Below are 21,923 nucleotides of genomic sequence, written 5' to 3'. Positions count from 1 at the left end.
ACGCGATCGACCGGACGCCCTCCAGACCGCCGCTCCTAAGGAACCCACATGTCCATCCGCGTGATGCTCGTCGACGACCAGGTGCTGCTGCGCACCGGCTTCCGCATGGTGCTCGCCGCCCAGCCGGACATGGAGGTCGTGGCCGAGGCGGGCGACGGCGTGGAGGCGCTGGCCGTGCTGCGCTCCACGGCCGTGGACGTGGTGCTGATGGACGTCCGGATGCCGAAGCTCGACGGGGTCGAGACGACGCGGCGGATCTGTGCGCAGCCCGACGCCCCCAAGGTGCTGATCCTGACCACCTTCGACCTGGACGAGTACGCCTTCTCCGGGCTGAAGGCGGGCGCGAGCGGCTTCATGCTGAAGGACGTGCCGCCGGCCGAGCTGCTCGGCGCGATCCGCTCCGTGCACAGCGGGGACGCGGTCGTGGCGCCCTCGACCACCCGCCGGCTGCTCGACCGCTTCTCGCCGATGCTGCCGACGACGGGCAAGGACCCCGAGCACAAGGAGATCGACCGGCTCACCGACCGGGAGCGCGAGGTGATGCTCCTGGTCGCGCAGGGACTGTCGAACGGGGAGATCGCGGCCCGGCTGGTGCTGTCGGAGGCCACGGTGAAGACCCACGTCGGCCGGATCCTCACCAAGCTGGACCTGCGCGACCGGGTGCAGGTCGTGGTCCTGGCGTACGAGACCGGCCTGGTGCGGGCGGGCGGCACCGGCCGGGCCTGAGGTGTGCCCCGGCGGGCGGCGGCCCCCGGTGGGCGAGGGCCGGTGCCGCGAGCCGGTCAGGCGAGGTGGGAGAGGAAGGCCGCGACCGCCTCGCGGACGTCGGCCCCGGTCCAGTCGAGCGCCGGCCCGGCCACCGTCACCTCGGTCGCCGCCACGCCCGGCGGCCCGCCGGCGCCGGGGGAGAACCAGCGGCGGAACAGGACCGTGCCGGAGGTCTCGGCCAGCGCGACCGAGGCCGCCGTCAGCGTCTCGGGGTCGTAGGGGAGCCAGACCTGGAACTGGTGGGTGTGCGGGATCCCGGGGTGGACCCGGAACCACGGCACCCCCGCCTCCTCGAAGCCCGCCCGCAGCCCGTCCGCGACCACCCGGGCGTGCGCCACGTACGAGGGGAGCCTGGGCAGCTCCACGGCCAGGCCGTGGAGCGCGGCCAGGGCCGTCGGGAACTGCTGGAAGACCAGGCCGCCGTAGCGGTGGAGCCACACCCGGGCCTCCTCGACCAGGTCCTCGGGGCCGGCGAGGGCGGCTCCCGAGATCCCGCCCAGGGACTTGTAGAAGGACACGTAGACGCTGTCCGCGAGGCCCGCGATCTCGGGCAGTGTGCGCCCGAAGTGAGGGGCGCACTCCCACAGGCGCGCGCCGTCGACGTGCACCACTGCGTCACGTTCGCGGGCCGCGTCCACGACGTCGACCAGCTCGTCCCAGGTCGGCAGCACGAAGCCGGCGTCCCGCAGGGGCAGCTCCAGCATCAGCGTGCCGAACGGCTCCGGGTGGTCGCGGACCTCCTGCGCCGTGGGCAGCCGCGGCTCGCCCGTGGGGTGGACGGTGCGCAGTCCCGTGAGCGCGACCAGCGCCCCGTCCTCGTGGACCTCGGGATGGGCGAGCGGGTGCAGGGCGACCACGTCGCTGCCCGTGCGGCCGGCCCAGCAGCGCAGCGCGACCTGCTGGGCCATGGTGCCGGTGGGGAAGAAGACGGCCGAGGGGAAGCCCAGCAGCTCGGCCACCCGCCGCTCCACCTCGGCGACCGGACCGCCGCCGTAGGTGTCGACCAGTTCGTGCGGATCGGTGAAGGCGTGCCCCCGGCGGGCGAGTTCCGCCAGCTGGTCCAGGCGTTCGCCGACCGTCCGCTCCACCGGTGTGTCCCAGAGCCTGCGGCTCGCGCCGGACCACGCGGCGGCTCTGCGCCGACGCTCGTCCGGCTCCGGCTCGTTCATCTCGTCCGTCTCGCCCACCTCATCCATGAACCGATCATCACACCGTCGCCCACACCCTGTGGACAGGCCACGAGCACGCGCGAAACGCTGGCGTAGCATGACCAGAAATCGTCCGGTACCCACCGCGGACTGGAACGGAAGGCCGTAGCCGCGTGAACCAACCAGCAGAACCCCGAGCCGAGGACCGACCCGCACGACTCACCGTCGGAGTCGTGGGAGCGGGCCGGGTGGGGCCGGCACTGGCCGCCTCCCTCAAGCTGGCCGGGCACCGTCCCGTCGCCGTGTCCGCGGTCTCCGACGCCTCCCTGCGCAGGGCCGCTTCGCTGCTGCCGGACGTTCCGGTCGTCCCGCCCGCCCAGGTGCTCGCCCGCGCCGACCTCGTCCTGCTGACCGTTCCCGACGACGCCCTGCCGGGTCTCGTCGAGGGACTCGCCGAGACCGGGGCCGTACGGCCCGGACAGCTCCTGGTGCACACCTCCGGGCGGTACGGGGTGAAGGTCCTGGACCCGGCCCGCCGCGCCGGCGCGCTGCCGCTGGCCCTGCATCCGGCGATGACCTTCACCGGGACCTCCGTCGACATCCAGCGGCTGGCCGGCTGCTCGTTCGGCGTCACCGCGCCCGTGGAGCTGCGGCTGGCCGCCGAGGCCCTGGTCATCGAGATGGGCGGCGAGCCCGAATGGATCGAGGAGGAGGCCCGCCCGCTCTACCACGCGGCCCTCGCCCTGGGCGCGAACCACCTGGTCACGCTGGTCGCCCAGTCCATGGACCTGCTGCGCACGGCCGGGGTCTCCGCCCCCGACCGGATGCTCGGCCCGCTCCTCGGCGCCGCCCTGGACAACGCCCTGCGGTCCGGCGACGCGGCGCTCACCGGCCCGGTCGCCCGCGGTGACGCCGGCACGGTCGCCGCGCACGTGGCCGAGCTGCGCAAGCACGCCCCCGGGACCGTCTCCGGCTATCTGGCGATGGCCCGCACCACCGCAGACCGGGCGCTCGCGCACGGCCTGCTCAAGCCCGAACTGGCCGAGGAACTGCTGGACGTGCTCGCCGAGGGGGAAGCCCGATGAAGACCACCCCGTCCACGGCGGCCCCGGCGCCGGGCGCCGTCGCGCCGGCCCCCGCGGCCCCGGCGCCGTTCGCTCCCGTCCGTACTGCCGAGGCCCTGCACGCGCTGCCGGGCCCCGGCCGGCGCGCCGTCGTCATGACCATGGGCGCCCTCCACGAGGGGCACGCCACGCTCGTCCGGACGGCCCGCGAGCACGTCGGGCCCGACGGGTTCGTCGTCGTCACCGTCTTCGTCAACCCGCTCCAGTTCGGGGCCGGCGAGGACCTCGACCGGTATCCGCGGACCCTCGACGCCGATCTCGAGGTGGCCCGCGCGGCCGGGGCGGACGCCGTCTTCGCCCCCGCCGTCGACGAGGTCTACCCCGGTGGCGAGCCGCAGGTGCGGATCACCGCGGGCCCCATGGGCGAGCGCCTCGAAGGAGCCTCCCGGCCCGGCCACTTCGACGGGATGCTCACCGTCGTCGCCAAGCTGCTCCACCTGACGCGCCCCGACGTGGCCTTCTTCGGCCAGAAGGACGCCCAGCAGCTGGCCCTGATCCGCCGGATGGCCCGCGACCTGAACTTCCCGGTCGACATCGTCGGCGTCCCGACCGTCCGCGAGGCCGACGGCCTGGCCCTGTCCAGCCGCAACCGCTACCTCTCGGCCGCCGAGCGCCGTACGGCCCTGTCCCTGTCCCGCGCCCTGTTCGCCGCCGGCGACCGGCTCGCCGCCCAGCAGGCGCTGTGCGCCCGTGCCGCCTCGCTGCCCGCCTCGGAGACCCGTGCCGAGGCGCTGTCCAAGCTCGGCGAGGCCCGTGCCGCGGCCGACGCGCACGCCGTCGCCCAGGCGACCGAGGGCGGCGGCGCCGACGCCGTACGGGCCGCGGCCCGCGCCGTCCTCGACGACGCGGCCAAGACGGAGCCCCCGCTGACCCTCGACTACCTCGCCCTCGTCGACCCGGCCGACTTCACCGACGTCGGCGCGGACCACGACGGCGAGGCGATCCTCGCCGTCGCCGCGCGCGTGGGCGCCACGCGGCTGATCGACAACATCCCGCTGACCTTCGGAGCCCCCAAGTGACCGGAATACGGCTGCACGCGCCCGCCCCGGGCTGGTCCATCGACGCCGACGTCGTTGTGGTCGGCTCCGGTGTCGCGGGCCTGACCGCCGCCCTGCGCTGCACCGCCGCCGGACTGCGTACGGTCGTCGTCACCAAGGCCCGCCTCGACGACGGTTCCACCCGCTGGGCCCAGGGCGGCATCGCCGCGGCGCTCGGCGAGGGAGACACCCCCGAGCAGCACCTGGAGGACACCCTCGTCGCCGGAGCCGGCCTGTGCGACGAGGACGCGGTCAGGCTCCTGGTCACCGAAGGACCCGACGCCGTCCGCCGGCTGATCGCCACCGGCGCCGACTTCGACAAGACCGCCGACGGCACGATCGCGCTGACCCGCGAGGGCGGGCACCACCGGCGCCGGATCGCGCACGCGGGCGGCGACGCCACCGGCGCCGAGATCTCCCGGGCCCTCGTCGAGGCGGTGCGCGCCGACGCCGTGCGCACCATCGAGAACGCCCTCGTCCTGGACCTCCTGACGGACGCCGAGGGCCGCACGGCCGGCGTCACCCTGCACGTCATGGGCGAGGGGCAGCACGACGGCGTCGGCGCCGTCCACGCCCCGGCCGTGGTCCTCGCCACCGGTGGCATGGGCCAGGTCTTCTCGGCGACCACCAACCCGGCGGTCTCCACCGGCGACGGCGTCGCGCTCGCGCTGCGCGCCGGCGCCGAGGTCTCGGACCTGGAGTTCGTCCAGTTCCATCCCACCGTGCTCTTCCTGGGCGCCGACTCCGAGGGCCAGCAGCCGCTGGTCTCCGAGGCGGTACGCGGCGAGGGCGCGCACCTCGTCGACGCGGACGGCGTCCGGTTCATGCTCGGGCAGCACGAGCTGGCCGAGCTGGCCCCCCGCGACATCGTCGCCAAGGCGATCATGCGCCGGATGCAGGAGAAGGGCGCCGAGCACATGTACCTCGACGCCCGCCACTTCGGCGCCGAGATGTGGGAGAACCGCTTCCCCACGATCCTGGCCGCCTGCCGCGCCCACGGCATCGACCCCGTCTCCGAGCCGATCCCGGTCGCCCCGGCGGCCCACTACGCCTCCGGCGGCGTGCGCACCGACCTGCGGGGCCGCACCACCGTCCCGGGCCTGTACGCGTGCGGCGAGGTCGCCTGCACGGGCGTCCACGGGGCCAACCGGCTCGCCTCGAACTCGCTCCTGGAGGGGCTGGTCTTCGCCGAGCGCATCGCCGACGAGGTCACGGCCCTGGCGGCACGGACCGCGGGCGTCCCGGCGCCGCACCCCTCGCCGGTGACCCTCCCGCTGCCCGACCCGGGCGCCCGCATCAGGATCCAGCGGGTCATGACGCACGGCGCCGGGGTGCTGCGGTCCGCCGAGAGCCTGGCGGCCGCGGCCGCGGGCCTGGACACGCTGCACGCCGAGGCGGTCGCCGCGGCCACCGGGGAGCACGACGAGCACAAGGCGTCCGAGCCGGGCGTCGAGTCCTGGGAGACGACCAACCTGCTGTGCGTCGCCCGGGTGCTGGTCGCCGCGGCCCGTCGACGCGAGGAGACCCGGGGCTGCCACTGGCGCGAGGACCATCCGGAGCGGGACGACGCGGCCTGGCGCCGGCACCTGGTCGTGCGCCTCGAACCGGACCGGACGCTGGACCTCCGTACCACCGAGACCCATGACTTTCCCCCCACCGCCGACGACGCCCCCAGGGAGCTGTAACCCGTGAGCACGCCCAGCACGCCCGAAGAAGCCCGCCCGCAGCCCGTGGACGTGCCCCTGATCCAGATCGGCGCCCCGGGCACGGCCTCGGCGGATGCCGGCGGCTGCGGTGACGGCTGCGGCTGCGCCGACGACGAGGTGTACGAGTGCGGCCTCGACCCGGCCCTCGCCCAGCTGCTCGCCGACGCCGGCCTCGACCCGGTGCAGGTCGAGGACATCGCCCACCTGGCGATCGAGGAGGACCTCGACGGCGGGGTGGACGTGACCACCGTCGCGACCGTGCCCGAGGACGCCGTGGCCACCGCCGACTTCACGGCGCGCGAGGCGGGCGTCGTGGCCGGCCTGCGGGTCGCCGAGGCGATCCTGTCCATCGTCTGCACGGAGACCTTCGAGGTCGAGCGGCACGTGGAGGACGGCGAGCGGGTCGAGGCGGGCCAGAAGCTGCTCTCGGTCACCACCCGCACCCGGGACCTGCTCACCGGCGAGCGCAGCGCGCTGAACCTCCTGTGCCGCCTGTCCGGCATCGCCACCGCGACCCGCGCGTGGGCGGACGTCCTGGAGGGCACCAGGGCCCGGGTCCGCGACACCCGCAAGACCACCCCGGGCCTGCGCGCCCTGGAGAAGTACGCCGTGCGCTGCGGCGGCGGCGTCAACCACCGCATGTCGCTCTCCGACGCCGCCCTGGTCAAGGACAACCACGTGGTGGCCGCCGGCGGCGTCGCCGAGGCGTTCAAGGCCGTGCGCGAGCTGTTCCCCGAGCTGCCGATCGAGGTCGAGGTCGACACCCTGCACCAGGTCCGCGAGGTCCTGGACGCCGGCGCCGACCTGATCCTGCTGGACAACTTCACCCCGCTGGAGACCGAGGAGGCCGTCGCGCTGGTCGCGGGCCGTGCCGCCCTGGAGTCCTCCGGCCGCCTCACGCTGGAGAACGCGGCGGCCTACGCGGCGACCGGCGTGGACTACCTCGCGGTGGGCGGGCTCACCCACTCGTCCCCGATCCTCGACATCGGCCTCGACCTGCGGGACGCCTCCGAGGCGGCTGTCTGATGCTCCTCACCATCGACGTCGGCAACACGCACACCGTCCTCGGCCTGTTCGACGGCGAGGAGATCGTCGAGCACTGGCGGATCTCGACGGATCCGAGCCGCACGGCCGACGAGATGGCGGTCCTGCTGCAGGGCCTGATGGGCATGCACCCGCTGCTCGGGATGGAGCTCGGCGACGGCATCGAGGGCATCTCGATCTGCGCGACCGTCCCCTCGGTCCTGCACGAGCTGCGTGAGGTGACGCGCCGCTACTACGGCGACGTGCCCGCCGTCCTGGTGGAGCCGGGCGTGAAGACCGGCGTCCCGATCCTCACGGACAACCCCAAGGAGGTCGGGGCGGACCGGATCATCAACGCCGTCGGCGCCGTCGAGCTCTACGGCGGCCCGGCGATCGTGGTCGACTTCGGCACGGCGACCACCTACGACGCGATCACCGCACGCGGCGAGTACGCGGGCGGTGCCATCGCGCCGGGCATCGAGATCTCGGTCGAGGCGCTCGGCGTCCGGGGCGCGATGCTCCGCAAGATCGAGCTGGCCCGGCCGCGCAGCGTCATCGGCAAGAACACCGTCGAGGCGATGCAGTCGGGCATCGTCTACGGCTACGCGGGCCAGGTCGACGGCGTGGTGTCCCGGATGAAGCGCGAGCTGGTGGGCCGCGACGGCGACCCCTCGGACGTCACGGTGATCGCGACGGGCGGTCTGGCCCCGATGGTCCTGGCCGACGCCAAGGAGATCGACGAGCACGAGCCGTGGCTGACCCTGATCGGTCTGCGCCTGGTCTACGAGCGGAACGTCTCCCGCATGTAGGAGGCGGGGAGGAGCGGGGCGGCGGCCGACGGCGGCCGCCCCGCTCGCGTCCTCCCGGCCGCCGCCCGGTTCGGGCCCCCGCGGGGCCGGTCGCCGCGCCCCGGCCGGCCCGCCCCCGCGCCGCGCCCGAAGTGATCAATAAGTCAGAAATTGTCCGATTAGCGCGTATCGTCACCCCATGCCCACGCCATACGGATCCCGCGGCGGCATGGTGTTCAGTGCGGACGAGCTGCGTGTGCTCCGACGCGCCCTCGCCACCGCCCTCAACCCTGCCCCCCTCCAGGACGAGGACGTCCGGGACTGCCTGCGTCTCGCCGAATCCGTGGACGAGGCGGTCCGCGAGGCGGATCGGCTGCGCGCCTTCCTCCTCGCCGACCTGGCCCGCTACCGCGATGCCCTGCCCGGTTCCCTCGCCGGCTACCTGGAGCTGCTCCAGGACGCCCTCGCGGCCGGCCACGAGCCCGGCGTCGACGACCTCGCAGCCCTGCGCGCACTGCGCGGCACCCCGCGGGCCGCCGCCCTCCTGGCGCGCTGCCAGGTGATCGCGGAGCGCTCGGTGCGCGCCCGGCTGGCCCGCGTCTCCCAGGTGGGCGCGCGCACCGCCCCCGCGCCCCGCGCCCGGCTGCTCGCGCTGCCCGGTGGGCGCGCCGCCGACCCGCCCAAGCCGACCCCGAGCGGCCCCAAGCCGCCGCCGCCGGGCGAGCGTCCGGTGCCCAAGCCCTCCGAGGTGTTCCCGCCGCGCCGACGGCCCGTACCCCCGCCCCCGCCCGAGGAACGCGCCGCCGGATAGCTACTCTGGACGGCATGGACTACGTATCCGCGCTCCTGCCCCCCGTCGTGATGGCCGCGTTCTTCATCGGCCTCGTCGTCACGATCGTCAAGAGCCAGGGCGGCCCCAACAAGGCCAAGGAGGACGCGGCCGTGGACGCCGCCCTCGCCCGTGCCGAGACCGCCCGCCAGGCGGACGGCGGCGCGACCGCCTCGTAGGACCCCGCTCGACCCAAGGACGTACGGCCGATTTCAGGCCGTACGTCCTTTTTGTTGCGTCTGTTGCGTTTCCGGTCGCAATAGGCGGCCCATTCCCGGCATCGCGCACTAGGGTGGCCCTGTGCCCCGTCAATTGGGAGAGCTGGAAGACGCCGTCATGACGCGCGTCTGGCAATGGAACCGTCCGGTGACCGTCCGGGAAGTCCTGGAGGATCTCCAGCAGGAACGGTCCATCGCCTACACCACCGTCATGACCGTTATGGACAATCTCCATCAGAAGGGCTGGGTGCGCAGGGAAGTCGACGGGCGCGCCTATCGATATACCGCGGTCTCCACTCGCGCCGCCTACTCGGCCGCGCTGATGAACGAAGCCTGGTCGCAGAGCGACAACCCCGCCGCGGCGCTCGTCGCGTTCTTCGGCATGATGTCGCCCGAACAGCGCGAGGCGCTCGGCGACGCGATCCGCGTGGTCGGGTACAACGCCCCCGAGGCCGCCGCGCCACCGGCGGAGGGTGCCGGTGGGACGGGGTCCGAGGGGCGATAGCGTCCCCTCATGCAGTCCTCCGTGCCCGCTTCCGCACCCGCCCCGAAAACCGTCACCGTACGCCGGGCCCGCACCGGCGACGTCGCCGCCGTTCGCCGGCTCGTCGACCCGTACGTGGGGCGCGGCATCCTGCTCGACAAAGCGACCGTGACGCTTTACGAGGACATCCAGGAGTTCTGGGTCGCCGAACGCGACGAGGACGGAGTCGTCGTCGGCTGCGGCGCACTCCACGTGATGTGGGAAGACCTTGCCGAAGTGCGTACTCTCGCGGTCGATCCCGAGTTCAAGGGCGCCGGAGTGGGTCATCTCGTGCTCGACAAGTTGCTGCACACCGCCCGATGGCTCGGGGTGCGCCGGGTATTCTGCCTGACCTTCGAAGTCGACTTCTTCGCGAAGCACGGCTTCGTCGAGATCGGGGAGACTCCGGTGGACGGAGATGTCTACAGCGAGCTCCTGCGTTCCTATGACGAGGGTGTCGCCGAGTTCCTGGGTCTCGAACGAGTGAAGCCGAACACCTTGGGTAACAGTCGGATGCTTCTGCACCTGTGACCGTGACGAACCTCCGGAACCCTATGTCCGAATCGCGCATGTTTCCCGCGTTGCCGGGCTTCTGAACCTCTGCCGGGGGTTTGTGTTTTTCCGGGAAAAGCGGTTTCCTTTCCGCGTACTGCATTTTCGATGAAAGGAAATCCGGTGGCACAGAAGGTTCAGGTCCTTCTTGTCGATGACCTCGACGGTGTCGAGGCGGACGAGACCGTGACGTTCGCGCTGGACGGCAAGACCTACGAGATCGACCTCACCACCGCCAACGCGGACAAGCTCCGTGGCCTGCTCGAGCCGTACACCAAGAGCGGTCGGCGCACCGGTGGCCGCAGTGCCGGTACGCGTGGAAAGGGCCGCGTCGCCGCCGGCGGCAGCCCGGACACCGCGAAGATCCGCGCGTGGGCCAAGGAGAACGGCTACAACGTGAACGACCGCGGTCGCGTGCCTGCCGAGATCAAGGCGGCCTACGAGGACGCGAACCGCTGAGGCGCCAGCTGCTGAGCGGCCGGTTCGCCGGCGGCCGCGCTCAGCAGCCGCACCCGATGGCACTCCGCTGCCGCGGCGGCCACGAGGCGCACGAGGCAGGGGGCGCCCGCACCGCCCCGTGCGACGGCCTGCAGGGCCGGCAGGGAGGACTCCACCTCACGCCCGGGCTCCGGGGCCCGCAGCCACACCGCGGCGCCCGGTGCGCCGGGGCCGCCCCATCCCGGGGGGACGGGGGCGGTCATCCGGCCGCCCGCGCCCAGCGCGGCGAGATCCAGCGTGATCCCGCCCCACTCCAGCCAGTCGAGCAGCCCCGGCAGCTCCTCCGCGCTCCCCGCGGCCACCAGGAGCCGCATCCGCCGCCCCATGAGGGCCACCGGCCCGACGCCCGCTCCCGCCCTGCGCAGGACGGCACGGCCGGCAGTGGCGGGCAGTTCCAGGACGTCGAAGCGCAGCCCCGTCACGAGCTGCACGGGCTGTCCCGACCCGGACGAGGTGGCCCAGCCGAGCTCGTGCTCGTACCACCGCGCCACACCGCCGTCGCGCGGCGAGCAGGGAGGCGGAACGGTGAGGGCCATACCCGGGGAACGGCCGGGACGGCTTCCTGGTTACGCCCGTGGTGACCCAGCGTCCTCGATCAGGTGCGCAGAGTGTCCATGATGGGGGCGTACGGGTGCATTCGAGAGCGCAAGGATGTTCGCCCGTAGCGGAGGGAACCGGGGTGTGCTGCATGGAGTGTCAGTCCTGACGGGTAAGACATTCCTAGTGGGAAGGGGCAACCCGCGGGCTTGGGCGTCTCACGTTCGCCATCGGCGTACAGATGGCACGGGTAACTGCTTGGCCTGCGGGAACATCGTCTCGCACCATCGGGTTGGAGCATTTGTCGGTTGTTCGGCAGCAGGTCTCCCCGCTAGAGAGGGGGTGATCCGGACGGATGTCGGCAGTTGGAATGAGCGGTCCCCGCTTGCGGGACTAAGCTGCGGAAGGACAGGGAGGGGATCGACCCCTAACTGACTGACCGCTCTGAGGAGCGATTAACGATGTTCGAGAGGTTCACCGACCGCGCGCGGCGGGTTGTCGTCCTGGCTCAGGAAGAAGCCCGGATGCTCAACCACAACTACATCGGCACCGAGCACATCCTCCTGGGCCTTATCCATGAGGGTGAGGGTGTCGCCGCTAAGGCCCTGGAGAGCCTCGGGATTTCGCTCGAGGCGGTCCGACAGCAGGTGGAGGAGATCATCGGTCAGGGCCAGCAGGCCCCGTCCGGGCACATCCCCTTCACCCCTCGTGCCAAGAAGGTCCTGGAGCTTTCGCTCCGCGAGGCCCTCCAGCTCGGCCACAACTACATCGGCACCGAGCACATCCTGCTCGGCCTGATCCGCGAGGGCGAGGGCGTCGCCGCCCAGGTCCTCGTGAAGCTGGGCGCCGATCTCAACCGGGTGCGGCAGCAGGTCATCCAGCTGCTCTCCGGCTACCAGGGCAAGGAAGCCGCCACCGCCGGCGGTCCTGCGGAGGGCACCCCCTCGACGTCCCTGGTCCTCGACCAGTTCGGCCGGAACCTCACCCAGGCCGCTCGCGAGTCCAAGCTCGACCCGGTCATCGGGCGCGAGAAGGAGATCGAGCGGGTCATGCAGGTGCTGTCCCGCCGCACCAAGAACAACCCGGTCCTGATCGGCGAGCCCGGCGTCGGCAAGACCGCCGTCGTCGAGGGCCTGGCGCAGGCCATCGTCAAGGGCGAGGTGCCCGAGACCCTCAAGGACAAGCACCTCTACACCCTGGACCTCGGCGCGCTGGTCGCCGGCTCCCGCTACCGCGGTGACTTCGAGGAGCGCCTGAAGAAGGTCCTCAAGGAGATCCGCACCCGCGGCGACATCATCCTGTTCATCGACGAGCTCCACACCCTGGTGGGTGCGGGTGCCGCCGAGGGCGCGATCGACGCCGCCAGCATCCTCAAGCCGATGCTGGCCCGCGGTGAGCTCCAGACCATCGGTGCCACCACGCTCGACGAGTACCGCAAGTACCTGGAGAAGGACGCGGCCCTCGAGCGCCGCTTCCAGCCCATCCAGGTCGCGGAGCCGTCGCTGCCGCACACGATCGAGATCCTCAAGGGTCTGCGCGACCGCTACGAGGCCCACCACCGGGTCTCCATCACGGACGAGGCCCTCGTCCAGGCCGCGACCCTGGCCGACCGGTACATCTCGGACCGCTTCCTCCCGGACAAGGCGATCGACCTGATCGACGAGGCCGGCTCCCGGATGCGCATCCGCCGGATGACCGCGCCGCCGGACCTCCGCGAGTTCGACGAGAAGATCGCCGGCGTCCGCCGGGACAAGGAGTCCGCGATCGACTCCCAGGACTTCGAGAAGGCGGCGTCTCTCCGCGACAAGGAGAAGCAGCTGCTGGCGGCGAAGACCAAGCGGGAGAAGGAGTGGAAGGCCGGCGACATGGACGTCGTCGCCGAGGTCGACGGCGAGCTGATCGCCGAGGTCCTCGCGACCGCCACCGGCATCCCGGTCTTCAAGCTGACCGAGGAGGAGTCCTCGCGTCTGCTCCGCATGGAGGACGAGCTCCACAAGCGCGTCATCGGCCAGAAGGACGCCGTCCGCGGTCTGTCGAAGGCGATCCGCCGTACGCGGGCCGGCCTGAAGGACCCGAAGCGTCCCGGTGGCTCGTTCATCTTCGCCGGCCCGTCCGGTGTCGGTAAGACCGAGCTGTCCAAGGCGCTCGCCGAATTCCTCTTCGGCGACGAGGACGCGATGATCTCCCTCGACATGTCGGAGTTCAGCGAGAAGCACACGGTCTCCCGTCTCTTCGGTTCGCCTCCCGGATACGTGGGCTACGAAGAGGGCGGCCAGCTCACCGAGAAGGTGCGCCGCAAGCCGTTCTCCGTCGTCCTCTTCGACGAGGTCGAGAAGGCCCACCCCGATATCTTCAATTCCCTTCTCCAGATCCTGGAGGACGGTCGCCTGACCGACTCCCAGGGCCGGGTCGTGGACTTCAAGAACACGGTCATCATCATGACGACCAACCTCGGGACCCGGGACATCTCGAAGGGCTTCAACCTGGGCTTCGCCGCCCAGGGCGACACGAAGTCCAACTACGAGCGGATGAAGGCCAAGGTCAGCGACGAGCTGAAGCAGCACTTCCGCCCGGAGTTCCTGAACCGTGTGGACGACATCATCGTCTTCCCGCAGCTCACCCAGGACGACATCCTGCAGATCGTCGACCTGATGATCGGCCGGGTCGACGAGCGCCTGAAGGACCGGGACATGGGCATCGAGCTCTCCCAGTCCGCGAAGGACCTGCTCGCCAAGAAGGGCTACGACCCCGTTCTGGGTGCCCGTCCGCTCCGTCGGACCATCCAGCGCGAGATCGAGGACTCGCTGTCGGAGAAGATCCTCTTCGGCGAGCTGCGCCCCGGTCACATCGTGGTCGTGGACACCGAGGGCGAGGGTGAGGAGAAGAAGTTCACCTTCCGCGGCGAGGAGAAGTCGGCGCTGCCCGACGTCCCCCCGATCGAGCAGGCGACCGGCGGAGCCGGCCCCAACCTCTCGAAGGACGCGTGACGCCGCACTGAGCGGCTGACGGGGCTGCCCCGGCCCGTACGGAGACGTACGGGCCGGGGCAGCCCCTTTTCCGTGGGCGCCCGGCGGAGGAGCCGGGGGCGGATCAGGTGGCGATGCGGAGGGTGGGAGGCAGGTGCCCGGTGCCGATGACCTCGGCGCCGGGCAGCTCGACGAGCGCGAGGTCGGGCAGGCCGGCCAGCGGGCTCAGGTCGTACGTCCGTCCCTCGCAGCGACCGGAGAGGAGCAGCGCGCCCAGTCCCGGGAAGATCTCGGCGATCCGCTCGAACGGCAGATCGGCGTCGTCGCCCGCCACCACCAGGTGGTCGACCTGCGCCAGGACGAGCCCGTCGGGGCAGCCGTCGAGATGGCGGGGGTCGAGTGCGAGCTCGCGCAGGCCGGGCACGGCGGCGACGGCGCGCCAGTCCGCCGCCGTGGGGGACGCCGCCCCGTAGAGGTCGAGATGGCGTAGCCGCGGGACACGGCACGCTCCGGCAGGCGCGTCGCCGTCGCGCAGCAGGCTCGCCACGGCGGTCCCCGCCGAGACCAGCGCGACATGCAGGTACTGCGTCTGCTCCAGGAGCGGTTCGAGGGCGGCGACGCCGTGGCAGGAGAGGCCCTCACGGATGTCGAGGGAGCTGGGCCGGATCCCCCGGCGGACCAGTTCGTCGACCTGGTCGTCGGAGCGGAGGGTGAAGTAGAGGGAGCCGGGAGCGAGGTGGGCGAGGACCTCCCGCGCGTAGTCCCGGGTGTCGAAGCGCGACCACGCCCACATCAGCTGTGACCGGACCTCGATCGACTCGTGTCGGGCGAACCCGGCCAGGTACGGCAGCGCGGCGTCGTCGGTGACGTGGGTGGCGGTGATCACCGACATGAGCGCGTCCCGGGCGCTCAGTCCGTCCGGGCCCGGCAGCAGGTGCAGGACCGCCCGTCCCGCCGACGACAGCTCGCGTGCCTCCTCCGGGTCGCGCGGGGGGATCACCTCCGCCGTCCGTCGCAGGATCCGCTCCCGGATGTCCGGCGCGACCTCCGTCGCCTCGTCCAGGGCCGTCGCCGCCGTCACGAGGACGCGCAGCCGGGTGCGGCGGTCCGTCGTACGGTCCGCGGCCTTCAGGAGTTCACCGAGGATCTCCGCGCACTCGCGCGGGCGGGCGTGGCCGACCGCCATGCGGACGACGTCCTGCCACTGGTCGTCGGCCGCGTGGTCGGCGAGGACGCCGATGTGCCACTCGTCGACGAGGGCCTTGGCGGCCAGGTGGTCCTGGAAGGTGCGGTGGACGAAGTCGACCGTGTCCGGGCTGGGTTCGCGCAGCAGGCCGCTGCGGTGCAGCAGGTGGGTGAAGACCGCACCGGGGTCTTCGTGGGCGGCCGCCTCCGGCACGGCCGGGACGGCCGCCCGCACCAGTGCTTCGGCGCGCGAACGGTCCATCTGGGTGCGGCCGTTGAGTGTGAGCCAGTGGGCGAGCCGCTGGATCAGCTGGATCTGCGGGGCCTCGCCGAGCGCGATCCCGTACGGCGTCCCCATGTCCCGCTCGCGGTCCCGGCGGGTCAGGAGCATCGAGAGCGCCGCCTCGTAGAGCGCCTTCCGGCCGCGGGGCAGGAAGCCCCGGCGATCGCGGTGCAGGGCGCAGATGAGCCCGCACATCAGGGGGTTGGTGGCGAGCTGGGCGACGTGCGTGGTGGTGCGCAGGGCGTCGAGGAGCGGCTTCTCGTACGGGGCGGCGTCGGGTCCGGCGGCGTCGTGCCAGCGCCGGACGAAGGCGGTGACCTCGGCCCGGGACATGGGGGAGAGGGTCAGTTCGGTGAACCCGTCCGGCGTGAGCCAGTCCTCGCGTACGGCGGTGGGGCGGGAGGTGACCAGCCAGCGGTTGCCCTCGTAGGCGTCGAGGAGGTCGCGGAGCCAGCCGCGGGCGCGCCCGCGCTCGGCCTCGGGGACCTCGTCGATGCCGTCGACGAGGATCAGGCCGCGGCCGGCGGCGAGGACGCGCTCGGCCCAGCCGTCGGGAGGAGTCAGGGGGCAGCCGGCGGCGGCCAGGAAGCGGTCGGGCGAGGGGAGGCGCTCGCCGTGGCGGGTCAGGGCCCGCAGGGGGAGGACGAAGGGGATCCGGTCGCGCAGGTACCCCATGCCCTCGTCCCGGCCGTCGTTCGCGGCGCTGACCGTCAGCCACTGGACCAGTGTCGTCTTGCCGGATCCGGCCAGGCCCCGCAGGAGGACCTTGTCGTGGCGGGCGAGGGCGAGTTCCGCGCGCAGGGAGCCGGCGGTGGGGCGCAGGGGGGTCACGTGCTCGTCGTAGGCGTACGGGGCGCGAGTGTCCGGGGCGGCGTACGGGGCCGGGTCCGCGCTGCCGTCGCCGTCCCGGGGCTCGTCGAGGGCGGCGAGCCACCTGCCCGCCGGTCCCGGGCCCGTCGCCTCCAGCGGCAGGTACGCCCTGTCCAGGGGCCAGGTGTCCGGGGAGTGGTGGAGGTCGACTCCGTAGATCGTGAGGCGGCCGTGCTTCCTCGCCAGGTGCGCCCGGTAGCGCCGCTCGAACTCGGTGTCGCGGCCGTCCGGCCGCGGGGTGCGGGTGAGGAGTGCGTCGACCTTGGCGACCAGCTCGCTCTGGCCGCGGGTCTGCTCGACCAGCGTCCGCGCGACGAAGGTGGAGCGCTGGGTGAAGAACTCCAGGATGTGCAGGCAGGCCCATTCGGTCAGGGTCCCCAGGAAGAGGACGGAGTCCGTGGTGAGCCCGTCCGGGGCCGGGGCGGCCGCGCGCAGGCGGCGGGCCAGGGTGGTGTGGCCCAGGGCGACCGCCTGGACGTCGTCCATGTCCAGGTCGCCGAGGGCGAGCAGCGTGGTGGCCAGGGTGTCGGTGACGGCCTCGGTCTCGTCGGCCGGGAAGGGCGGTTCTCCGGGCCCGGCGAGGGCGCGTTCGACGAGGGTGGCGGCCAGTGTGCGGACCTCCCGGTCGGTGAGGGTGCGCCGCTCGCCGCGGAAGGAGACGAGCCGGGAGAGCCGGACGCGGCGGCCCTCGCCGGGTAGGCCGGCCCCGGGACCGTCGGTGACCAGCAGTTTCTTGAGCAGCGGGCCGATCGCGCCGGAGACCAGACGGGTGCCGATGAGCGCTGGATCCACGTACGTCCCCCGAAGCATCCGTGTCCTGTCCGGCCGTGTCGCCGACGTAGTCGGGGACGGCTTCCGGGGGCCTCCGGTTGCGTGACCCAGGTCGCAATGGTGGGGGGTGCGCCGTGACAAGGCGCACAGGCGTTTCGAGGGGTACTAGCCGGGATAGTGGTGGCGTTCGGGGGCAATTCGGGACGTTTCGGTCCCTCGCGTCGGGACCTTGGTCCCGGGGGGTCCCGAACCGGGCGAGAGGCGGCCTCTCGGGCCCATCCGGACAGGGGCGACATGCGGATAAACCGATTTACTTGTGCCGGTTTGTCCGATTTCAAGGACGGGGTCCGGGGGTCGTCAAGACCTGAACTTTCAAGGAGATCGCTACGACGCCATGTCGTAGATGGGGGGTTTGAGGCGAGATGGGGTGGCGGGTTACCAAGGGATGGCCAGCCCGGCGCAGCACAGCGTCGGTCCCGTACTTCCCGGAGGTTTTCCCCCGTATGTCGAAGCGCGTCATGAACCCCACCCGTACCACCGTCGTCGCTCTCGCCGCCGCCGGCCTGGGAGCGTCGTTGGTGGCCGGAGCGGGCTCCGCCTTCGCCGCCGAGGGCAAGGCCATCGCGTCCGCCCCTGTCGGTGTTTCCGCCGCCGTCGCCGCCCAGGCCGACGCCCAGGCGAAGGTCGCCGCTCAGGTCAAGGCCGCTCAGGTCAAGGCCGCCGCCGCGAAGACCGCCGCCGTGAAGGCAGCGGCGAAAAAGGCCCCGGTCGCCGCCAAGAAGGCTCCGTCCTGGGTCAAGCCGGTCGCCGGCTACTCGCTGAGCGCCAGCTTCAACCAGGGCGGCGCCATGTGGGCCCACAAGCACTCCGGCCAGGACTTCGCCGTCCCGGTCGGCACCCCCGTCAAGGCGGCCGGTGCGGGCACCGTCGTGAAGGCCGGCCCCTACGGCGGCGGCGACGGCCCGGCGTACGGCAACGCCATCGTCGTCAAGCACGCCAACGGCAAGTACTCGCAGTACGCGCACCTGTCGAAGATCAACGTGCACATCGGCCAGAAGGTCGGCGCCGGCCAGAAGATCGCGCTGTCGGGCAACACCGGCAACTCCTCCGGCCCGCACCTGCACTTCGAGATCCGTACGACCCCGAACTACGGCTCCGCGCTCAACCCGGCCGCGTTCCTGCGCTCCGTCGGCGTCACCATCTGACCCGACGCGACCGGACCCGGCCCTGCCGGGAGTGGTCTCAGGCGTGGTGCGCCTGGGTGATCAGATCGAGGGCGACCTCGAGGACGGCTTCGTGCTTCTCCTCGGGGTCGCCCTCGATCGTCTGCATGAAGAACATGCCGGCGTGCATGGTGAACAGCGCGCTGATGCAGCGGACCCGGTCGGCCATCGCGAAGTCCGGCTCCTGGATCAGCCCGCTCAGCGTGACCATGCGCTCCTTGAAGGTCAGGCCGATGCTCAGTTCGCGCACGGTGGCCTGGTTCTCCTGCATGAAGCGGAACAGCGGGGCCGCGTCGGCCAGTGCCGACTGGTAGCGGCGCAGCGTCTCCTGCTTGGTCTCCAGGGTGCGCGGCTGCTCCTGGGCCCAGGCGATCAGCTCGTCGATCGGCCGGGTCAGGTCCTGGAAGATCCCGATGAGGATGTCTTCCTTGGTCTTGAAGTGGTAGTAGAGGGCGGCCTTGGTGACGTCCAGCCGTTCGGCGATCTCGCGCAGCGAGGTCTTCTCGTAGCCCTGCTCGGCGAAGAGTTCCAGGGCCACGTCCTGGATGCGCTGGCGGGTGTTGCCTCTGACCATGCTCTTCTCCCCACACCCTGTTACTTACTTGACGCCCGGCTAGTTGGCCTTCTACCTTCCTAGTCTAGTAACTAGCCGGGCGGCAAGTAAGCGTCTGAAGGTGTGGGGAGCAGGGGACATGGCGACGACCGAGTCAGTGAAGGCAGCCGAGGGGGGCGGGGCGGAGGTACAGCAGCGCAGTGTGCGCGTCGTGCTGCTCGCCCTGATGATCGCGATGCTGCTCGCGATGCTGGACAACATGATCATCGGCACGGCCATGCCGACCATCGTCGGCGAGCTGGGCGGCCTGGAGCACCTCTCCTGGGTCGTCACCGCCTACACGCTGGCCACCGCCGCCTCCACTCCCATCTGGGGCAAGCTCGGCGACATGTACGGCCGCAAGGGCGTGTTCCTCACCTCGATCGTGGTCTTCCTGATCGGTTCGGTGCTCAGCGGCATGGCGCAGGACATGGGCCAGCTCATCGGCTTCCGCGCCGTCCAGGGCCTGGGCGCCGGCGGTCTGATGGTCGGCGTCATGGCGATCATCGGCGACCTGATCCCGCCCCGGGAGCGCGGCAAGTACCAGGGCATGATGGCCGGCGTGATGGCGCTCGCCATGATCGGCGGACCCCTCGTCGGCGGCTCCATCACCGACCACTGGGGCTGGCGCTGGTCCTTCTACATCAACCTGCCGCTCGGCGTGGTCGCGCTGGCGATGGTCACCGCCGTGCTGCACCTGCCCCGCAAGGAGCGGACCGCCGGCACCCGGATCGACTTCCTCGGCGCCGCGCTGCTGACCGTCGGTATCACCACGATCGTGCTCGTCACCACCTGGGGCGGCACCGAGTACGCCTGGGGTTCGGCGACCATCGTGGGCCTCGCGGTCACCGGCGTCGTCGCGCTCGCCGCGTTCCTGCTGGTCGAGACCCGCGCGAGCGACCCGATCATGCCCCTGCACATCTTCCGCAGCCGCAACTTCACCCTCATGTCGGTGATCGGCTTCCTCACCGGCTTCGTGATGTTCGGCGCGGTGCTCTTCCTGCCGCTCTTCCAGCAGTCCGTGCAGGGCGCCTCGGCCACCAACTCCGGCCTGCTGCTCCTGCCGATGCTGCTGTCGATGATGGTCGTCTCGCTGATCTCCGGCCGGGTGACCACGAACAGCGGCAAGTACAAGATCTTCCCCATCATCGGCACCGCGCTGATGGTCGTCGGCCTGTTCCTGCTGGCCCAGATGGACACCGGCACCTCCCGGCTCACCTCCGGGATCTACATGGCGGTCCTCGGCGCCGGCATGGGCTTCCTGATGCAGATCACGATGCTCGTGGCCCAGAACAGCGTCGAGCTCAAGGACATGGGGGTCGCCTCCTCGTCGACCACCCTCTTCCGGACCCTCGGTTCGTCCTTCGGCGTCGCGATCATGGGCGCGCTCTTCACCAGCCGCGTCCACGACGAGATGGCGACCCGCGGCGGCTCCGGGCTGACCCAGCAGTCGGCCCAGCTCGACGCCGCCAGCCTGGCCAAGCTGCCCGCCGCGCTGCGCGAGGCGTACCAGTACGCCGTGGCGTCCGGCACCCACTCCGCCTTCCTGGTGGGCTCCGCGGTCGCGGTGATCGGCTTCGTCCTGGCGTTCTTCGTCAAGGAGGTGGCCCTGCGCGGGACCGGACCGGCCCCCAAGCCGGCCGACGGAGAGACCGTGAAGGTCGCCGAGACGGTCTGACCCCGCCCCCGGGCACCACACGCCCGAAGGCCCCCGGCGCGACAGCGCGCCGGGGGCCTTCGGTCGTCTGCCGGAGACGACGCCCTAAGGGCTGTCCCGTAATCCGCGGCGGGCGCACGACGTCGGCTACGGCCCTCCCCCAGCCTTCGGCCGGGGGTGCCCCCACGCTGCGTTGTCGGATCGCCCGAATACGCCCGGTATGAGGACGACCCTCCGCCTTGCGATGCACCGCATCCGACGCCGTGCGCCGACCCACCGCGGATTACGGGACAGCCCTTAGTCCGGGAACCTGATCATCGGGAAACTGCCCGTGTTCGTGGGCGCGTGGTCGGGGAGCCAGAGCACCGCGATCGCACCGCCCTGCGTCCCGGCGGGCGCCCCCGAGGGGGCCGCGTTGCGGAACGTCAGCCGGGCGCCCAGGACCCGCGCCTGCCCCGCCGCGATCGTCAGGCCGAGCCCGTGGCCCTGGCCGGCCCGGTCGCTCGCCCCGGTCCGGAAGCGGCTCGGGCCTTCGCGCAGCAGCTCCTCGGGGAAGCCGGGGCCGTGGTCCCGTACGCGGAGCACCCGGCCCTCGACCGTGACCTCCACCGGCTTGCTGCCGTGCTTGGCCGCGTTCGCCAGGAGGTTGCCCAGGATCCGCTCCAGCCGGCGCGGATCGGTGTTCACCCACGACTCGTGGACCACCCGGACGACCACGTCCGGGTCGAGCGTCCGCACCCGCCGCTCGACGAACTCGCCGAGCGCGATCTCCTGCAGCTCGGCCCGCTCCGAGGCGCTGTCCAGCCGGGCCACCTCCAGCACGTCCTCGACCAGCGTCCGCATGGCCTGCGCCCGGTCCCGTACGAGCTCGGTGGGCCGCCCGGGCGGCAGCAGCTCGGCCGCCGTCAGCAGGCCCGTCACCGGCGTGCGCAGCTCGTGCGCGATGTCCGCCGTGACCCGGCGCTCGGCCTCGATCCGTTCGTTGAGAGCGTCGGTCAGGCCGTCGACCGCGCGGGCCAGCTCGTCGGTCTCGTCGCGGACGACCCCGCCGATCGCGTCCCTGACCCGGACGCCCGTGTTGCCCTGGGCCACCTTCCCGGCGGCCGCGGCGGCCTTCCGCAGTCGTCGGGAGAGCTGGCCGCCGATGAGCACGCCGAGCGCGCAGCCGCCGAAGACCACCGAGACGGAGCCGATGATCAGCGCCCGGTCGAGGTCCTTCATGATGGCCGCGCTGCGGTCGGCGAAGGGGATGTGCAGCGACAGCACGTCGCCGTTGGCCAGCGGCACGGCCGCCCAGACGTCCGGCGGACCGCCGTGGCTGTGCTCCTGGACGTACGTGCCACGCCGGTTGTCCCGCATCAGCTGGTCGAGCTGGCGCGGCAGCATCGGGTCGTTGATCTTGGTGCCGAAGCGGGGCTCCTTGGGCTTGGAGCCCTCGTACATCCGCTGGGCGAAGAGCAGCCGTTCCATCTGGACCTCGCGGGCGTTGTCCAGCATCGAGACGCGCGCGGAGTTGTGGACGACCAGGCTGAGCGTGACCGCGATGAGCGCGCCGACCGCGGCGATCGCGACGGAGATCTTCCAGCGGACGCCCGTGCGCAGGGGGAGCCGCCTCATCCGTTCAT

The 21,923-nt window shown here is 72.0% G+C and carries 19 protein-coding genes; 14 read left to right on the top strand and 5 right to left on the bottom strand.

The genetic code is table 11. The features are described from left to right. Window positions 1–48 precede the first annotated feature (48 nt). On the top strand, window positions 49–726 hold the full coding sequence (locus tag ACGFZF_RS07690; RefSeq protein ID WP_356603778.1) for a response regulator transcription factor: 678 nt from the start codon (window positions 49–51) through the stop codon (window positions 724–726). A gap of 56 nt (window positions 727–782) precedes the next feature. On the opposite strand, the gene ACGFZF_RS07685 is transcribed toward ACGFZF_RS07690, so the two are convergent. After that, window positions 783–1,964: a threonine aldolase family protein gene (locus ACGFZF_RS07685; protein WP_393551890.1), complete on the bottom strand. Its 1,182-nt coding sequence runs from the start codon at window positions 1,962–1,964 to the stop codon at window positions 783–785. A gap of 125 nt (window positions 1,965–2,089) precedes the next feature. On the opposite strand from ACGFZF_RS07685, the gene ACGFZF_RS07680 reads away from it, so the two are divergent. The 10 genes from ACGFZF_RS07680 (at window position 2,090) to ACGFZF_RS07635 (ending at window position 10,175) form a co-directional block, all read left to right on the top strand. Next, a complete protein-coding gene (locus tag ACGFZF_RS07680) occupies window positions 2,090–3,001 on the top strand; it encodes a Rossmann-like and DUF2520 domain-containing protein (RefSeq protein ID WP_393551888.1) in 912 nt (303 codons plus the stop codon). Beyond that, window positions 2,998–4,059 carry a pantoate--beta-alanine ligase gene (panC, locus tag ACGFZF_RS07675; protein ID WP_393551886.1) on the top strand — a complete coding sequence of 354 codons (1,062 nt, stop codon included), beginning with the start codon at window positions 2,998–3,000 and terminating at the stop codon, window positions 4,057–4,059. The genes ACGFZF_RS07680 and panC overlap by 4 nt, the downstream gene beginning before the upstream one ends. Then, window positions 4,056–5,762 carry an L-aspartate oxidase gene (locus ACGFZF_RS07670; protein ID WP_393551884.1) on the top strand — a complete coding sequence of 569 codons (1,707 nt, stop codon included), beginning with the start codon at window positions 4,056–4,058 and terminating at the stop codon, window positions 5,760–5,762. Before panC ends, ACGFZF_RS07670 begins: the two co-directional genes overlap by 4 nt. A 3-nt stretch (window positions 5,763–5,765) precedes the next feature. After that, complete coding sequence (gene nadC / locus ACGFZF_RS07665) at window positions 5,766–6,809, top strand: carboxylating nicotinate-nucleotide diphosphorylase (RefSeq protein ID WP_356776350.1); 1,044 nt, start codon at window positions 5,766–5,768, stop codon at window positions 6,807–6,809. Next, window positions 6,809–7,615: a type III pantothenate kinase gene (locus ACGFZF_RS07660; RefSeq protein WP_147979053.1), complete on the top strand. Its 807-nt coding sequence runs from the start codon at window positions 6,809–6,811 to the stop codon at window positions 7,613–7,615. Before nadC ends, ACGFZF_RS07660 begins: the two co-directional genes overlap by 1 nt. Before the next feature lie 208 nt (window positions 7,616–7,823). Next, window positions 7,824–8,405: a hypothetical protein gene (locus tag ACGFZF_RS07655; protein WP_393552941.1), complete on the top strand. Its 582-nt coding sequence runs from the start codon at window positions 7,824–7,826 to the stop codon at window positions 8,403–8,405. Between the two features lie 14 nt (window positions 8,406–8,419). Continuing rightward, window positions 8,420–8,602, top strand: coding sequence for a hypothetical protein (locus tag ACGFZF_RS07650; RefSeq protein ID WP_147979055.1), 183 nt, complete (start codon window positions 8,420–8,422; stop codon window positions 8,600–8,602). 121 nt (window positions 8,603–8,723) lie between these two features. Further along, window positions 8,724–9,146, top strand: coding sequence for a BlaI/MecI/CopY family transcriptional regulator (locus tag ACGFZF_RS07645; protein ID WP_356603791.1), 423 nt, complete (start codon window positions 8,724–8,726; stop codon window positions 9,144–9,146). Between the two features lie 9 nt (window positions 9,147–9,155). Further along, the gene (locus ACGFZF_RS07640; protein WP_147979057.1) at window positions 9,156–9,695 is read left to right on the top strand and encodes an amino-acid N-acetyltransferase; all 540 of its coding nucleotides are present in this window, start codon (window positions 9,156–9,158) and stop codon (window positions 9,693–9,695) included. Between the two features lie 144 nt (window positions 9,696–9,839). Then, window positions 9,840–10,175 carry an Lsr2 family protein gene (locus ACGFZF_RS07635; RefSeq protein WP_147979058.1) on the top strand — a complete coding sequence of 112 codons (336 nt, stop codon included), beginning with the start codon at window positions 9,840–9,842 and terminating at the stop codon, window positions 10,173–10,175. Here the strand turns inward: ACGFZF_RS07635 and ACGFZF_RS07630 are convergent. Next, on the bottom strand, window positions 10,154–10,750 hold the full coding sequence (locus ACGFZF_RS07630) for an SCO3374 family protein (protein ID WP_393551880.1): 597 nt from the start codon (window positions 10,748–10,750) through the stop codon (window positions 10,154–10,156). The genes ACGFZF_RS07635 and ACGFZF_RS07630 overlap by 22 nt on opposite strands. Window positions 10,751–11,212: 462 nt before the next feature. On the opposite strand from ACGFZF_RS07630, the gene ACGFZF_RS07625 reads away from it, so the two are divergent. Beyond that, window positions 11,213–13,738 carry an ATP-dependent Clp protease ATP-binding subunit gene (locus ACGFZF_RS07625; protein ID WP_393551878.1) on the top strand — a complete coding sequence of 842 codons (2,526 nt, stop codon included), beginning with the start codon at window positions 11,213–11,215 and terminating at the stop codon, window positions 13,736–13,738. A 103-nt stretch (window positions 13,739–13,841) separates the two neighbouring features. Here ACGFZF_RS07625 and ACGFZF_RS07620 read toward each other — a convergent pair whose 3' ends face one another. Then, window positions 13,842–16,847 (bottom strand): NACHT domain-containing protein, encoded by a 3,006-nt coding sequence (locus ACGFZF_RS07620; RefSeq protein WP_393551875.1) that lies wholly within the window; start codon window positions 16,845–16,847, stop codon window positions 13,842–13,844. Between the two features lie 482 nt (window positions 16,848–17,329). Between ACGFZF_RS07620 and ACGFZF_RS07615 the strand changes: the two genes are divergently transcribed. Further along, window positions 17,330–18,031, top strand: a complete 702-nt coding sequence (locus ACGFZF_RS07615; protein WP_356603798.1) for a M23 family metallopeptidase — start codon at window positions 17,330–17,332, stop codon at window positions 18,029–18,031. Window positions 18,032–18,068: 37 nt separating this feature from the next. On the opposite strand, the gene ACGFZF_RS07610 is transcribed toward ACGFZF_RS07615, so the two are convergent. Beyond that, window positions 18,069–18,623, bottom strand: a complete 555-nt coding sequence (locus ACGFZF_RS07610) for a TetR/AcrR family transcriptional regulator (RefSeq protein WP_393551873.1) — start codon at window positions 18,621–18,623, stop codon at window positions 18,069–18,071. 118 nt (window positions 18,624–18,741) lie between these two features. Between ACGFZF_RS07610 and ACGFZF_RS07605 the strand changes: the two genes are divergently transcribed. Next, window positions 18,742–20,319 carry an MDR family MFS transporter gene (locus ACGFZF_RS07605; protein ID WP_393551871.1) on the top strand — a complete coding sequence of 526 codons (1,578 nt, stop codon included), beginning with the start codon at window positions 18,742–18,744 and terminating at the stop codon, window positions 20,317–20,319. A gap of 276 nt (window positions 20,320–20,595) precedes the next feature. On the opposite strand, the gene cseC is transcribed toward ACGFZF_RS07605, so the two are convergent. Beyond that, on the bottom strand, window positions 20,596–21,915 hold the full coding sequence (gene cseC / locus ACGFZF_RS07600; protein ID WP_393551869.1) for a two-component system sensor histidine kinase CseC: 1,320 nt from the start codon (window positions 21,913–21,915) through the stop codon (window positions 20,596–20,598). Window positions 21,916–21,923 lie beyond the last annotated feature (8 nt).

This window comes from Streptomyces sp. NPDC048338, assembly GCF_043201055.1.
Classification (GTDB): domain Bacteria; phylum Actinomycetota; class Actinomycetes; order Streptomycetales; family Streptomycetaceae; genus Streptomyces.
The sequence above is the reverse complement of the archived record's forward strand: the minus strand, read 5'-3'. Positions and strand labels throughout refer to the sequence as shown.